Origin of the sequence: Streptomyces sp. NPDC047853, assembly GCF_043204535.1 — a bacterium.
Classification (GTDB): domain Bacteria; phylum Actinomycetota; class Actinomycetes; order Streptomycetales; family Streptomycetaceae; genus Streptomyces.
Map to the genome: position 1 here is coordinate 1 of NZ_JBIDCI010000036.1, position 13,830 is coordinate 13,830.

Annotated in this window: 14 protein-coding genes; 11 read left to right on the top strand and 3 right to left on the bottom strand. The window is 72.8% G+C overall.

Features of this window, described 5'->3' with window-relative positions:
• From ACGF5T_RS35355 to ACGF5T_RS35370, 4 genes are all read left to right on the top strand, one after another.
• Positions 1-435, top strand: a 435-nt coding sequence (locus ACGF5T_RS35355; protein ID WP_366769024.1) for a flavodoxin-dependent (E)-4-hydroxy-3-methylbut-2-enyl-diphosphate synthase, incomplete at its 5' end; no start/stop codon positions are given.
• 97 nt (positions 436-532) lie between these two features.
• Positions 533-1,381, top strand: coding sequence for a GNAT family N-acetyltransferase (locus tag ACGF5T_RS35360; RefSeq protein WP_356612631.1), 849 nt, complete (start codon positions 533-535; stop codon positions 1,379-1,381).
• A gap of 187 nt (positions 1,382-1,568) precedes the next feature.
• A complete protein-coding gene (locus tag ACGF5T_RS35365) occupies positions 1,569-2,111 on the top strand; it encodes a GNAT family N-acetyltransferase (protein ID WP_356612632.1) in 543 nt (180 codons plus the stop codon).
• Between the two features lie 73 nt (positions 2,112-2,184).
• Positions 2,185-3,888 carry a proline--tRNA ligase gene (locus ACGF5T_RS35370; protein WP_366769025.1) on the top strand — a complete coding sequence of 568 codons (1,704 nt, stop codon included), beginning with the start codon at positions 2,185-2,187 and terminating at the stop codon, positions 3,886-3,888.
• A gap of 503 nt (positions 3,889-4,391) precedes the next feature.
• Here ACGF5T_RS35370 and ACGF5T_RS35375 read toward each other — a convergent pair.
• Genes ACGF5T_RS35375 through ACGF5T_RS35385 form a run of 3 tightly spaced genes read right to left on the bottom strand, consistent with a single transcriptional unit; the run spans position 4,392 to position 6,379 of the window.
• Entirely contained in the window at positions 4,392-5,291 is a 900-nt protein-coding gene (locus ACGF5T_RS35375; protein WP_356612636.1) for an aminoglycoside phosphotransferase family protein, read from the bottom strand.
• A gap of 39 nt (positions 5,292-5,330) precedes the next feature.
• Positions 5,331-5,849, bottom strand: coding sequence for a ferritin-like domain-containing protein (locus ACGF5T_RS35380; RefSeq protein ID WP_356612637.1), 519 nt, complete (start codon positions 5,847-5,849; stop codon positions 5,331-5,333).
• Entirely contained in the window at positions 5,846-6,379 is a 534-nt protein-coding gene (locus tag ACGF5T_RS35385) for a hypothetical protein (RefSeq protein WP_366769027.1), read from the bottom strand. The genes ACGF5T_RS35380 and ACGF5T_RS35385 overlap by 4 nt, the downstream gene beginning before the upstream one ends.
• A 276-nt stretch (positions 6,380-6,655) precedes the next feature.
• Between ACGF5T_RS35385 and rimP the strand changes: the two genes are divergently transcribed.
• From rimP to truB, 7 genes are all read left to right on the top strand, one after another.
• On the top strand, positions 6,656-7,192 hold the full coding sequence (rimP, locus tag ACGF5T_RS35390; protein WP_366769028.1) for a ribosome maturation factor RimP: 537 nt from the start codon (positions 6,656-6,658) through the stop codon (positions 7,190-7,192).
• Positions 7,193-7,194: 2 nt separating this feature from the next.
• A complete protein-coding gene (gene nusA, locus ACGF5T_RS35395) occupies positions 7,195-8,205 on the top strand; it encodes a transcription termination factor NusA (RefSeq protein WP_356612643.1) in 1,011 nt (336 codons plus the stop codon).
• A 102-nt stretch (positions 8,206-8,307) separates the two neighbouring features.
• A complete protein-coding gene (locus tag ACGF5T_RS35400) occupies positions 8,308-8,589 on the top strand; it encodes a YlxR family RNase P modulator (RefSeq protein ID WP_356612645.1) in 282 nt (93 codons plus the stop codon).
• Positions 8,590-8,762: 173 nt separating this feature from the next.
• Positions 8,763-11,843, top strand: coding sequence for a translation initiation factor IF-2 (gene infB, locus ACGF5T_RS35405; RefSeq protein ID WP_356612646.1), 3,081 nt, complete (start codon positions 8,763-8,765; stop codon positions 11,841-11,843).
• Between the two features lie 153 nt (positions 11,844-11,996).
• Complete coding sequence (locus ACGF5T_RS35410; protein WP_356612674.1) at positions 11,997-12,290, top strand: DUF503 domain-containing protein; 294 nt, start codon at positions 11,997-11,999, stop codon at positions 12,288-12,290.
• Positions 12,291-12,327: 37 nt separating this feature from the next.
• Positions 12,328-12,807: a 30S ribosome-binding factor RbfA gene (gene rbfA / locus ACGF5T_RS35415; protein ID WP_356612648.1), complete on the top strand. Its 480-nt coding sequence runs from the start codon at positions 12,328-12,330 to the stop codon at positions 12,805-12,807.
• Positions 12,804-13,709 (top strand): tRNA pseudouridine(55) synthase TruB, encoded by a 906-nt coding sequence (gene truB / locus ACGF5T_RS35420; protein ID WP_366769029.1) that lies wholly within the window; start codon positions 12,804-12,806, stop codon positions 13,707-13,709. The genes rbfA and truB overlap by 4 nt, the downstream gene beginning before the upstream one ends.
• The last annotated feature ends 121 nt before the right edge of the window (positions 13,710-13,830 follow it).

The window sequence follows — 13,830 nt, forward strand, 5'->3', positions numbered from 1 at the left end:
ATCGGTGACACGATCCGGGTCTCGCTCTCCGCGCCGCCGGTGGAGGAGATCAAGGTCGGTATCCAGATCCTGGAGTCGCTGAACCTGCGGCAGCGTGGTCTGGAGATCGTCTCCTGTCCTTCCTGCGGTCGTGCGCAGGTGGATGTCTACAAGCTGGCGGAGGAGGTCACCGCCGGTCTGGAGGGCATGGAGGTGCCGCTGCGGGTGGCCGTGATGGGCTGTGTGGTCAACGGCCCCGGTGAGGCCCGCGAGGCCGACCTCGGTGTCGCCTCGGGCAACGGCAAGGGGCAGATCTTCGTCAAGGGCGAGGTCATCAAGACCGTCCCCGAGTCCAAGATCGTGGAGACCCTCATCGAGGAGGCCATGAAGATCGCCGAGCAGATGGAGGCCGACGGCGTGGCCTCCGGCGAGCCCTCGGTCGCCATCGCGGGCTGAACTCCCGCGCCTGCCGCGTCGCCCTCGGGGGCGGCGCGGCCTTTTTGCGGCAGGTACAGTGCGGGGACCAGCAGAACTCAGGGTGAGGCCCCCGCACGTGTTGACGCAGACCACATCCCGCGTGCTCGAACCGAGCGATCTCGACGCCGCGCTGGCCATCCTCGGCCGTGAGCCGGTCGCGAACGCCTTCGTGACCGCCCGGGTGCAGATCGCGGGCCTCGACCCGTGGCGCCTCGGCGGCGAGATGTGGGGCTGGTACGAGCACGGCATGCTGACGTCCCTGTGCTACGCGGGCGCCAACCTCGTCCCCATCTGCGCGACCCCGCGGGCCGTCCGGGCCTTCGCCGACCGCGCCCGACGGGCAGGCCGCCGCTGCTCCTCGATCGTCGGCCCCGCCGACACCACGGCCCTCCTGTGGCGGCTCCTCGAACCGGGCTGGGGCCCGGCCCGCGAGGTGCGCACCCGGCAGCCCCTCATGGTCACCGACCGCATGCCGGCCGACATCGCCCCCGACCCCTACGTCCGCCGTGTCCGCAAGGACGAGATGGACCGGATCATGCCGGCCTGCGTGGCGATGTTCACCGAGGAGGTCGGCATCTCCCCGATGGCCGGCGACGGCGGACTGCTCTACCAGGCCCGGGTCGCCGAACTCGTCGGCTCCGGCCGCTCCTTCGCCCGCTTCGACGCCGACGGCAAGGTCGTCTTCAAGGCCGAGATCGGCGCCGCCACCGACCGCGCCTGCCAGATCCAGGGCGTCTGGGTCGCCCCCGAGTACCGCGGCAAGGGCCTCGCGGCCCCGGGCATGGCGGCGGTCCTGCGCTACGCCCTGGCGGACGTCGCCCCGGTGGCCAGCCTGTACGTCAACGACTTCAACACCGCGGCGCGACGCACGTACCGGCGGGTCGGCTTCCAGGAGGTCGGCGCCTTCATGAGCGTGCTGTTCTGACCCTCCGCGCGCGGGGTGCCGTCCCCGCGGCGCGGCGCAGGCACCCCGCCCGAGCGGCCCGTGCGGCGCCGCTCACCCGTCGCCTCCCGCCTCGCGTCGACGTCCTCGGGCGCTTCCCCGGGCACCACCGCGAACGCCCCCGCGACCCCGACGTGATCCGGCGGAAGGCCCGGGTAGGCTCCCCGCCATGGACCTCGTGATCGGCCCCTTGGACCTCGCCGCGCACGTGGACGAGGCCCTCGCGGTCCAAGCCGCCGCGTTCGGACTCGGCCCCGACGAGGTGGCCGTCCGCCGCCAGATCGTCCTGCGCCACATGACCCACCCGGGCGCCAGAGCGCTCGGCGCCACCGTCGGAGGCGACCTGGTCGGCTTCGTCTACGGCATGCCCAACGACCGCACCCAGTGGTGGTCCACCGTCGTCGAGCCCTACCTCCGGGCCGAGGGCAACGACACCTGGCTCGACGACTCCTTCGTCATCACCGAACTCCACGTCCACCCGGCCCACCAGCACCGCGGCGCGGGCCGCACCCTGATCACCACGATCACCGACAGCGCCGCCGAGCCCCGTTCGATCCTCTCCGCGATCGACACCGAGAGCCCCGCCCGCGGCCTCTACCGCTCCCTCGGCTACCAGGACCTCGCCCGCCGGGTCCTGTTCCCCAGCGCCCCCAAGCCGTACGCGGTGATGGGCGCCCCGCTGCCCCTGCGCAGGCCCGCCGGCGGCCGATAACCGATTTCCGCGGGGATGGACCGCCCGGCTAACCTCCTAGCACCACCCTTACGCAGCAGGAGACACGAGAACCATGGCCAACGCACCGGTCCAGCGCATGTCGAAGTTGATGGCGAAGACGCTGCGCGACGACCCGGCGGACGCCGAGGTCCTCAGCCACAAGCTGCTGGTCCGCGCCGGGTACGTGCGCCGTACCGCCGCCGGCCTGTGGAGCTGGCTGCCCCTCGGCAAGAAGGTCCTCGGCAACATCGAGCGCATCGTGCGCGAGGAGATGGACGCCATCGGCGCCCAGGAGGTGCAGCTCCCCGCCCTGCTGCCGCGCGAGCCGTACGAGGCGACCGGCCGCTGGGACGAGTACGGCCCCGAGCTGTTCCGCCTCCAGGACCGCAAGGGCGGCGACTACCTCCTCGGTCCCACCCACGAGGAGATCTTCACCCTGCTGGTGAAGGACCAGGCGTCCTCCTACAAGGACCTGCCGGTCATCCTCTACCAGATCCAGAACAAGTACCGCGACGAGGCCCGCCCCCGGGCCGGCATCCTGCGCGGCCGCGAGTTCCTGATGAAGGACTCCTACTCCTTCGACGTCGCCGACGAGGGCCTCGCCGAGTCCTACGCCCTGCACCGCGCCGCCTACCAGCGCATCTTCGAGCGCCTCGGCCTCGACTACCGCATCTGCGCGGCGACCGCCGGCGCCATGGGCGGCTCCAAGTCCGAGGAGTTCCTGGCCCCGGCCGAGGCCGGCGAGGACACCTTCGCGGACTGCCCGAACTGCGACTTCGCCGCCAACACGGAGGCGATCACCTACGCGCTCACCCCGGTCGAGGCGGCCGGTGTGCCCGCCGCCGAGGACATCCCCACCCCGGACACCCCCACCATCGAGTCCCTGGCCGCCTCGCTCGGAGTCCCGGCCGCCGCGACCCTCAAGAACCTCCTCGTCAAGGTCGACGGCGAGATCGTCGCCGTGGGCGTTCCCGGCGACCGCGAGGTCGACATGGACAAGGTGGAGGCGCACTTCGCCCCGGCCGCGGTCGAACTGGTCACCGCCGAGGACTTCGTGGGCCGCCCCGACCTGGTCCGCGGATACGTCGGACCGCAGGGCCTGGGCGACAAGGTCACGTACATCGCCGACCCCCGCGTGGCGCCGGGCACGGCGTGGATCACGGGTGCCAACAAGGAGCACACCCACGCCAAGAACGTCGTGGCGGGCCGCGACTTCGAGGTCGACGCGTACGTGGACGTCGTCGTGGTCCGGGACGGCGACCCGTGCCCCAAGTGCGGCACCGGTCTCACGCTGGACCGCGCCATCGAGATCGGCCATATTTTCCAGCTGGGCCGCAAGTACGCCGACGCCCTCAAGCTCGACGTCCTCGGCCAGAACGGCAAGCCGGCCCGCGTCACCATGGGCTCCTACGGCATCGGCGTCTCCCGCGCGGTGGCCGCCCTCGCCGAGCAGCACGCCGACGACAAGGGCCTCGTCTGGTCCCGGGAGGTCGCCCCGGCCGACGTCCACGTCGTCGCCGCGGGCAAGGCCCTGCAGACCGAGCTGGCCCTGGAGGTCTCCGACAAGCTGGCCGCCGCCGGCCTCCGGGTCCTCGTCGACGAGCGCGCGGGCGTCTCCCCGGGCGTCAAGTTCACGGACGCCGAACTGATCGGCGTACCGCAGATCCTGGTCGCCGGCCGCCGGTCCGCCGAGGGCGTGGTCGAGCTGAAGGACCGCCGCACCGGCGAGCGCGAGGAACTGACGGTCGAGGAAGCGATCGCCCGCCTCACCGCCTGACACCCCGCCGCGGGGGGCGCCCCCACCGAACGGGCGCCCCCTGCGGCGTACGCGACCAATCGCCGGTAGGGGTGCGCGGCGGGAACGTCGCGCGAGGCCGCGCGACGGATGCACCACCCCCTCATCTCCGAGGCCCACGCGGGCGGAGGCCGTACGCCTGCTCGGCGCCGCACACCCGCCCTCCGGGGCCCGGCTCGAAGCAAGCACGAGCGCTCCGCCGCGTCTGGACCACGAGGGACAACGACCGCCGCCCCCCCACCTCGGCCCTCGACGCACGCACGACCGGGCCCCGGCACTCGGCCCTCGACGCACGCACGAGCTGTCCTCCACGTCGGACCCCCGACGCAGACACGAGCGGCGCTCCGCGCCAAACCCCTGACGCACGCACGAGCGGCGGCCCCGCGTGAGACCTCGGCGCACGCACGAGTGGCGCCCCGCGCCAGGCCCTCGACGCACGCACCACCGGGCCCCCGCGCCCGGCCCGCGGCGAGCGGCCGCGCGCCCTACAGCCAGCTCGCGAACTCCAGCAGCAGCTCCGCGTCCTTCTCCCGGCCCACCCGCCGCGCCCGCACGCCCGACTCGACCGCGCGGAACAGCGTCCAGCCGCGCAGCCGTTCCTGGTCGACGTCCAGCGACTCCGCGAGCCGCTTCACGCGCCGCCGGGTCGTCGAGGCGCCCGAGGGCTGGGCGATGAGATCCTCCACCCGGTCCCGCACCAACCGCGCGAGATCGAAGGCGCACTCGCCCACCACCGGGTCGGGACCCACGGCCAGCCACGGCGTCCGGTCCCCGGCGAGCACCTTGCTCTGCCGGAACGTGCCGTGCAGCAACCGCTGTTCCGGCGGCGCGGCCAGCAGCTCCCCGCGGGCCGTGAGCGCCGCGTCGACCAGCGGGGCCGTCTGCGCGTCGGCCGCCGCGCCCGCCCGCATCGCGTCGGCCTGTCGCCCGGTCCGCTCCGCCACGGTCTCGAAGGGGTGAGCGGCGGGCGGCGCCACCCACAACCGCCGCAGCGTGCCCGCGGCCTCCAGCAACGCCTTCGCCTCCGGCAGCGACCGCACCGACACGTCCGGATGCAGCCGCTCCAGCAGCAGGACGCCCTCCGTGGCCTCCTCGTCGAGGAGCCGCACGGCGCCCTTCCCGGCCCAGTGGGCCAGCGCGGCCCGCTCGCTCTCCGGACGCGCCCTGCGCGGGGCCAGCTTCAGCACCGCGGGCGTCCCGTCGGCCGTCCGCACCAGGACCACCAGGCTGCTGCGCCCCCCGGGCACCTGCACCCGCTCCACGGTCGACCCCCGCAGCGCCACGGCCCGCTCGGCCGCCCCGGGCAGCCTCTCCAGCCAGTCGTCACCGTCCGGTGCCGTCTCACCGAGCGCCGTGACCAGACGCCGCGGCGGTTCGAAAGCCATGCGCGAGCCGTTCCCTTCCCGTACGGACAGCCGTACGTGTTACGCGGTCGGAGCCGCCGAAGCGGTGGGCGGGGCGGATTCCGGGTCCGGGGACGAGTCCGACGCCGTGTCCGGCGCCGACGGGCCGCCGGCCCGCTCCGCGAGCCCAGGGAAGGCTACGCTCCCGCCCCGCCACCGCACCGCCCGGACCGCCGCCTCCCGCAGCGCCCCCGCGGCGGCCGTCCGCCGCTCGCCGCCGGCGGCCCGCACCAGGTCGGAGTAGACCCCGGCCACCCGGTCCTCCAGCTCGGCCGCGAGCCGCACCGCCGTCGCCGAGTCCGGCACCGTGAACGGCAGCGCGTACCCGGCCGCCGCGGCGACCGGCTCACCCCCGAGGTCGCGGACCTCACGAGCCAGCGCGTCCCGCCGCGCCCGGTGCGCGTCGTACGCTGTCCGCGCCTCGGAGCGCCGCTCCTCGTCGACCCGCCCGCCGACGACCCCGTAGCCGTACACCGCGGCGTGCTCCGCCGCCAGCGCCGCCTGCAGGGCGGCCAGCTCCCTGTCCTCCGCCTCGCTCACCCGTCACCCTCCGTCAGCAGGTACACGTGCGCGGCGCCCGCCGCCGCCACCGACGCCAGCAACCGCGCCAGCTCGCCCGGGACGTGGAGCAGCGCCTCGGCCTGCCGGTCCGCCAGCTTCCGCTCCGCGGCGACGAGCAGGGCCAGGGCGTCCTTCGCGGTCGCCGGCACGGGTCCGGACCCGTCCTGGGGTCCGGCGGCCCGCGCGGAGCCCGACGGCGACGCCTGCGGTGAAGCGGCCCGTACGGCGCCGAACGCCTCCGCGTGCCGTACGACCTCCGCGCGCAACGGGCGCAACCGCTCCGCGAGCCCCGGATGCGCGGCGGCCACCGCCGCGTAACGCCCGGCCAGTTCCTCGCTGTCCCGGGCCGCCCGCGCGCGGGCCCGCTCGACGGCCGACGGGTCGGCGTCCGTGCCGCCGGAGTCCGAGCCGCCGGTGCAGCCGGTGAGCAGGGCGACCCCGGCGGCCGAGGCGAGCAGGCTCCTTCTGCGCGGCCCCGGGCCCGGGCGCGGCGATGCGGGAAACGACACGGCAGACGTCCTCGACAGGCTCGTACGGAAGCGACGGCAAAGCGGCGGGTGAGGCGATGGTGAACGACCGGGTGCGGCGGTGCGGAAGAGCAGCGGGCGGCGGCCGGGACCAGCGGTGCGGCCTGCCCGTGATCACGGTACCCGGGCTGTGGCCGGGCACCACTCATCGGCACCGCCGGGCCGGGGGTGGACGGCAACACCCCCCGGGACCGGATACCCTTTGACCAGACACGCGCACCGTCCCACAACAGCACACGCGGCCGAGGAGTCACCCGGATGAGCACCACCCAGAGCGACAGGCTGCGAGAGCTGCTCGAGCCGCTCGTCGCCTCCCAGGGACTGGACCTCGAGGAGATCGCGGTGGACTCGGTCGGCCGCAAGCGTGTGCTGCGTGTCGTCGTCGACTCCGACACCGGGGCCGATCTGGACCGGATCGCCGATGTGAGCCGCGCGCTCTCGGCGAAGCTCGACGAGACCGACGCCATGGGCGAGGCGGAGTACACCCTCGAGGTCGGCACCCCGGGCGCGGAGCGCTCCCTGACCGAGCACCGCCACTACGTGCGTGCCACGGACCGCCTGGTGCGCTTCCAGCTCCGGGAGGGCGGCGAACTGGTCGCCCGCATCCTCGGCGTGGACGACGAGGGACTCGACCTCGAAGTGCCCGGAGTCAAGGGTCGCAAGGCCACCACCCGCAGACTCGCCTTCGGCGACATCGACAGGGCCCGCGTCCAGGTCGAGTTCAACCGCAAGGACGACGGCGGCAAGAACAGCATGAAGAACGACGAGAACACGACGGAAGAGGAGGAGGCGTAGCCGTGGACATCGACATGAGCGCCCTGCGGGGTCTGGTGCGGGAGAAGGAGATCTCCTTCGACCTGCTGGTCGGGGCGATCGAGTCGGCCCTCCTCATCGCCTACCACCGCACCGAGGGAAGCCGCCGACACGCGCGCGTGGAGCTCGACCGGAACACCGGCCATGTGACCGTGTGGGCGAAGGAGGACCCGGACGACCTCGAGGAGGGCCAGGCGGCCCGCGAGTTCGACGACACCCCGTCCGACTTCGGCCGCATCGCCGCCACCACCGCCAAGCAGGTCATCCTGCAGCGGCTGCGCGACGCCGAGGACGACGCGACGCTCGGTGAGTACGCCGGCCGTGAGGGCGACATCGTCACGGGCGTGGTCCAGCAGGGCCGCGACCCGAAGAACGTGCTCGTCGACATCGGCAAGCTGGAGGCCATCCTGCCGGTGCAGGAGCAGGTGCCGGGCGAGACCTACCCGCACGGCATGCGCCTGAGGTCGTACGTCGTCCGCGTCGCCAAGGGCGTACGCGGTCCCTCCGTGACGCTGTCGCGCACCCACCCCAACCTGGTGAAGAAGCTGTTCGCGCTGGAGGTGCCGGAGATCGCCGACGGGTCCGTCGAGATCTCCGCGATCGCCCGCGAGGCCGGCCACCGCACCAAGATCGCCGTCCGCTCCACCCGCTCGGGCCTGAACGCCAAGGGCGCCTGCATCGGCCCCATGGGCGGCCGGGTGCGCAACGTCATGGGCGAGCTGAACGGTGAGAAGATCGACATCGTCGACTGGTCGGACGACCCGGCCGAGATGGTGGCGAACGCGCTCTCCCCGGCCCGCGTCTCCAAGGTGGAGGTCGTGGACCTGGCGGCCCGCTCCGCACGCGTGATCGTGCCCGACTACCAGCTCTCGCTGGCGATCGGCAAGGAAGGGCAGAACGCCCGGCTCGCGGCCCGGCTGACCGGCTGGCGGATCGACATCCGGCCGGACACCGAGCAGCCGTCCGACCGCCCGGCGCACGAGCGCGGGGAATAGATCCAAGCCGCACGGCGCTGAGATCACGACAGTCTGGCGTGCGGTATGTGTTCGATACTTGCCCCGAAGGGGTGAGGTCGGTCCGGGGAGGTAGACTTAGAAGTGTCTGGCCGGACACGTACCCGAGCCTGCCCTGAGCGCACCTGCGTGGGGTGCCGGGAGCGAGCGGTCAAGAGCGAGCTGCTGCGCACCGTGGTGGTCGAGGGTGAATGCGCCCCTGATCCACGCGGTACGCTGCCCGGCCGGGGTGCTTACGTGCACCCCGCACCGGTCTGTGTCGACCAGGCAGTGCGCCGCAAGGCGTTCCCGCGGGCGCTCCGCGTCCCGGGTCCGCTCGACGTAAAGGCGTTGCGCCGCTACGTCGAGCAGGCACAAAGTTGCTGAAAGCAGCACGTAGGCAACTGGTAAGGAAGACACGCCGCGCGAAACCCCGTGCGGCTTGGTACCTCGCGAGTCGAAAGCAGGTCGAGATTGCGATGAGCACTCGATGAGTACGCGATGAGTACGCCCATGAACTAGCGACGGTCCGGACGCAACCCGGACCTCAGAGGAGCGAAGTGGCTAAGGTCCGGGTCTACGAACTCGCCAAGGAGTTCGGTGTCGAGAGCAAGGTCGTCATGGCCAAGCTCCAGGAACTCGGTGAATTCGTCCGTTCGGCGTCTTCGACGATCGAGGCGCCCGTAGTACGCAAGCTGACAGACGCCTTCCAGGGCGGTGGCAACGGCCGGTCCGCCGGTCGCCCCGCGGCCCCGAAGAAGGCCGCCCCCAGGCCCGCGGCGCCCTCCCCGGCGCAGGCGGCCCGTCCGGCTGCCCCGCGTCCGGCGGCGGCCCCCAAGCCCGAGGCTGCCCAGCAGCCCGAGGCTCCGTCGGCCCCCGCGCCGGCTCCCGCGTCGGCTCCCTCCCAGGGGCCGCGTCCGACGCCGGGCCCGAAGCCCGCGCCGCGTCCGGCCCCGGCCACCCCGGAGTTCACCGCTCCGCCGGCCGCCCCGGCCGCTCCCGCCGCCTCGACTCCGGCTCCGGCCGGACCGAAGCCCGGCGGTGCGCGTCCCGGTGCCCCCAAGCCCGGTGGCAGCCGTCCGTCCGGTCCGGGTCAGGACCGCGGTCAGCAGGGCGGCCAGGGCCGTCCCGGTGGCCAGCGTCCCGGCGCCCCGGCGCAGCGTCCCGGCGGCCGCCCCGGCGGTCCCCGTCCGGGCAACAATCCCTTCACCTCCGGCGGCAACGCCGGTATGGCGCGTCCGCAGGCGCCCCGTCCGCAGGGCGGCCCGCGTCCCGGCGGTCCCGGTGCCCCCGGCGCCGGTCCCCGGCCGCAGGCTCCCGGCGGCCAGGGCGGCGGTCCTCGTCCCCAGGCTCCGGGCGGCAACCGTCCGAGCCCCGGCTCGATGCCGCGTCCGCAGGGCGGCCAGGGCGGCCCCCGTCCCGGCGGCGGCCCGCGTCCGAACCCCGGCATGATGCCGCAGCGTCCCGCTGCCGGCCCGCGTCCCGGCCCCGGTGGCGGCGGTCGCGGACCCGGCGGTGCCGGTCGTCCCGGCGGTGCCGGTCGTCCCGGTGGCGGCGGCGGCTTCGCCGGTCGTCCGGCCGGTCCCGGTGGCGGCGGTCGTCCCGGTGGCGGCGGCGGTTTCGCCGGTCGTCCCGGTGGTGGCGGCGGCTTCGGTGGCGGCGGTGGCCGTCCCGGCTTCGGTGGCCGTCCCGGCGGTCCCGGTGGCCGTGGTGGCACGCAGGGCGCCTTCGGTCGTCCCGGCGGTCCCGCGCGTCGCGGTCGCAAGTCGAAGCGGCAGAGGCGCCAGGAGTACGAGGCCATGCAGGCCCCGTCGGTCGGCGGCGTGATGCTGCCCCGCGGCAACGGCGAAGCCATTCGCCTGTCGCGCGGTGCCTCGCTCACCGACTTCGCGGAGAAGATCAACGCCAACCCGGCGTCGCTCGTCGCGGTCATGATGAACCTCGGCGAGATGGTCACCGCGACCCAGTCCGTCTCCGACGAGACGCTCCAGCTCCTCGCCGGCGAGATGAACTACACGGTTCAGATCGTCAGCCCGGAGGAGGAGGACCGCGAGCTGCTCGAGTCCTTCGACCTGGAGTTCGGCGAGGACGAGGGTGGCGAGGAGGACCTGGTCGTCCGTCCGCCGGTCGTGACCGTCATGGGTCACGTCGACCACGGTAAGACCCGACTGCTCGACGCCATCCGCAAGACGAACGTCATCGCGGGCGAGGCCGGCGGCATCACCCAGCACATCGGTGCCTACCAGGTCGCGACCGAGGTCAACGACGAAGAGCGCAAGATCACCTTCATCGACACCCCGGGTCACGAGGCGTTCACCGCCATGCGTGCCCGTGGTGCCCGGTCGACGGACATCGCGATCCTGGTCGTCGCGGCCAACGACGGCGTCATGCCGCAGACGGTCGAGGCGCTCAACCACGCCAAGGCCGCCGAGGTCCCGATCGTCGTCGCGGTCAACAAGATCGACGTCGAGGGAGCCGACCCGACCAAGGTGCGCGGTCAGCTGACCGAGTACGGCCTGGTGGCCGAGGAGTACGGCGGCGACACCATGTTCGTCGACATCTCCGCCAAGCAGGGTCTGCACATCGACTCGCTGCTGGAGGCCGTGGTCCTCACGGCCGACGCCTCGCTCGACCTGCGGGCCAACCCGCACCAGGACGCGCAGGGCATCTCGATCGAGTCCCGTCTCGACCGCGGCCGCGGTGCCGTGGCGACGGTCCTCGTGCAGCGAGGCACCCTGCGGGTCGGCGACACGATGGTGGTGGGCGACGCCTACGGCCGCGTCCGCGCCATGCTCGACGACAACGGCAACAACGTCGCCGAGGCCGGTCCCTCGACGCCGGTCCAGGTCCTCGGCCTGACCAACGTCCCGGGCGCCGGTGACAACTTCATCGTGGTCGAGGAGGACCGTACGGCCCGCCAGATCGCGGAGAAGCGCGCCGCCCGCGAGCGGAACGCCGCGTTCGCCAAGCGCACGCGCCGCGTGTCGCTGGAGGACCTGGACAAGGTGCTGAAGGCCGGCGAGGTCCAGCAGCTGAACCTGATCATCAAGGGTGACGCTTCCGGTTCCGTCGAGGCCCTCGAGTCCTCGCTGCTCCAGCTGGACGTCGGCGAAGAGGTCGACATCCGCGTCCTGCACCGCGGCGTCGGTGCGGTCACGGAGTCCGACATCGACCTGGCGATGGGCTCCGACGCCATCGTGATCGGCTTCAACGTGCGCGCCGCCGGGCGGGCACAGCAGATGGCCGAGCGCGAGGGTGTGGACGTCCGGTACTACTCGGTCATCTACCAGGCGATCGAGGAGATCGAGGCGGCCCTCAAGGGCATGCTCAAGCCGGAGTACGAAGAGGTCGAGCTGGGCACGGCGGAGATCCGCGAGGTCTTCCGCTCGTCCAAGCTGGGCAACATCGCGGGTGTTCTCATCCGCTCCGGCGAGGTCAAGCGCAACACCAAGGCGCGCCTCCTGCGCGATGGCAAGGTCATCGCGGAGAGCCTCAACATCGAGGGTCTGCGTCGCTTCAAGGACGACGTCACCGAGATCCGGGAAGGCTTCGAGGGCGGTATCAACCTCGGAAACTTCAACGACATCAAGGTCGACGACGTCATCGCGACGTACGAGATGCGCGAGAAGCCGCGGGTGTAACAGCCCCGACTTCCGAGACGGTGCGGTCCGGGGCCGGTCGGCGGAGAGTGAATATCCGTCGATCGGCCCCGGCCGTTCGTTGTACGGTTCTGGTGTCCCCGCCCATGGATGGCGGGGCCACCGATCCCGTACCGGCGGGTGAACCGGTTACACATGTATGTGGGGACGCTGTCCTTCGACCTCCTCCTCGGCGACGTACATTCGCTGAAGGAGAAGCGCTCCGTCGTCCGCCCGATCGTCGCCGAACTCCAGCGGAAGTACGCGGTGAGCGCGGCGGAGGTGGATCACATGAACCTGCACCGCCGGGCCGTCATCGGCCTGGCGACGGTGTCCGGCGACGCGGGGCATCTCAGTGACGTACTCGACCGGTGCGAACGGCTGGTGGCCGGCCGCCCCGAGGTGGAGCTGCTGTCCGTCAGACGGCGCTTCCACGGCGAAGACGACTGACCAAGAACGAGAAGAAGAAAGAACGGGAGACGGACCAGTGGCCGACAACGCGCGGGCGAAAAGGCTGGCGGACCTCATCCGAGAGGTGGTGGCCCAGAAGCTGCAGCGCGGGATCAAGGACCCGCGGCTCGGCTCGCACGTCACCATCACGGACACCCGGGTCACGGGTGACCTGCGGGAGGCGACCGTCTTCTACACGGTGTACGGCGACGACGAGGAGCGCGCCGCCGCCTCCGCGGGCCTGGAGAGCGCCAAGGGAATCCTGCGCTCCGAGGTCGGCAAGGCCGCGGGCGTGAAGTTCACCCCGACCCTGACCTTCGTCATGGACGCCCTGCCGGACACCGCCCGCAACATCGAGGACCTCCTCGACAAGGCGCGCCAGTCCGACGAGAAGGTGCGCGAGGCGTCCGCGGGCGCCGCGTACGCCGGCGAGGCGGACCCGTACCGCAAGCCGGGCGAGGACGACGAGGCCGACGAGGTCGTCGAGGGCGACGAGACGGACGACACCGCTAAATGAGCGAGAAGCGCACCACGCCCGACGGCCTTGTCATCGTCGACAAGCCGTCGGGCTTCACTTCGCACGACGTCGTCGCCAAGATGCGGGGCATCGCCCGGACGCGGCGCGTCGGGCACGCCGGCACGCTCGACCCCATGGCGACGGGCGTCCTGGTCCTCGGCGTGGAGCGGGCCACCAAGCTCCTCGGGCACCTCGCCCTCACCGAGAAGGAGTACCTGGGCACCATCAGGCTCGGGCAGACGACGCCGACCGACGACGCCGAGGGCGAGATCACGAGGTCGGTCGACGCCTCGAAGGTCACCCGGGAGTCCGTCGACGCGGCCGTCGCCGAGCTGACCGGCGAGATCATGCAGGTGCCGTCCAAGGTCAGCGCCATCAAGATCAACGGTGTGCGGTCCTACAAGCGGGCGCGCGAGGGCGAGGAGTTCGAGATCCCCGCCCGCCCCGTCACCGTCTCCTCCTTCGCGGTGTACGACGTCCGGGACGCCGTCGCCGAGGACGGCACCCCCGTGCTGGACCTGGTGGTCTCGGTGGTCTGCTCCTCGGGGACCTACATCCGGGCCCTGGCCCGCGACCTCGGCGCCGCCGTCGGAGTCGGCGGTCACCTCACCGCGCTGCGCCGCACCCGCGTCGGGCCGTACAAGCTGGATGCGGCGAAGACGCTGGACCAGCTCCAGCAGGACCTCGCCGTGATGCCGATCGCGGACGCCGCCGGGGCCGCCTTCCCCCGCTGGGACGTGGACGCCAAGCGGGCCCGACTGCTCCTCAACGGCGTACGGCTGGAGATGCCCGAGGTCTACGCGGGCGCCGGTGCCGTCGCCGTCTTCGACCCCGAGGGCCGCTTCCTCGCGCTCGTGGAGGAGCAGCGGGGCAAGGCCAAGAGCCTGGCCGTCTTCGGCTGAGCCGGCCCGCCGCCGGACCCTGCCCGTGGAGCGGCGACCACGGGGACTACCACTGCCGCCGCTCCACGGTTCCCCCTCGGTTCCCCCACCTCCTAGGGTGTATCCAACCTTCCCCTCCTGT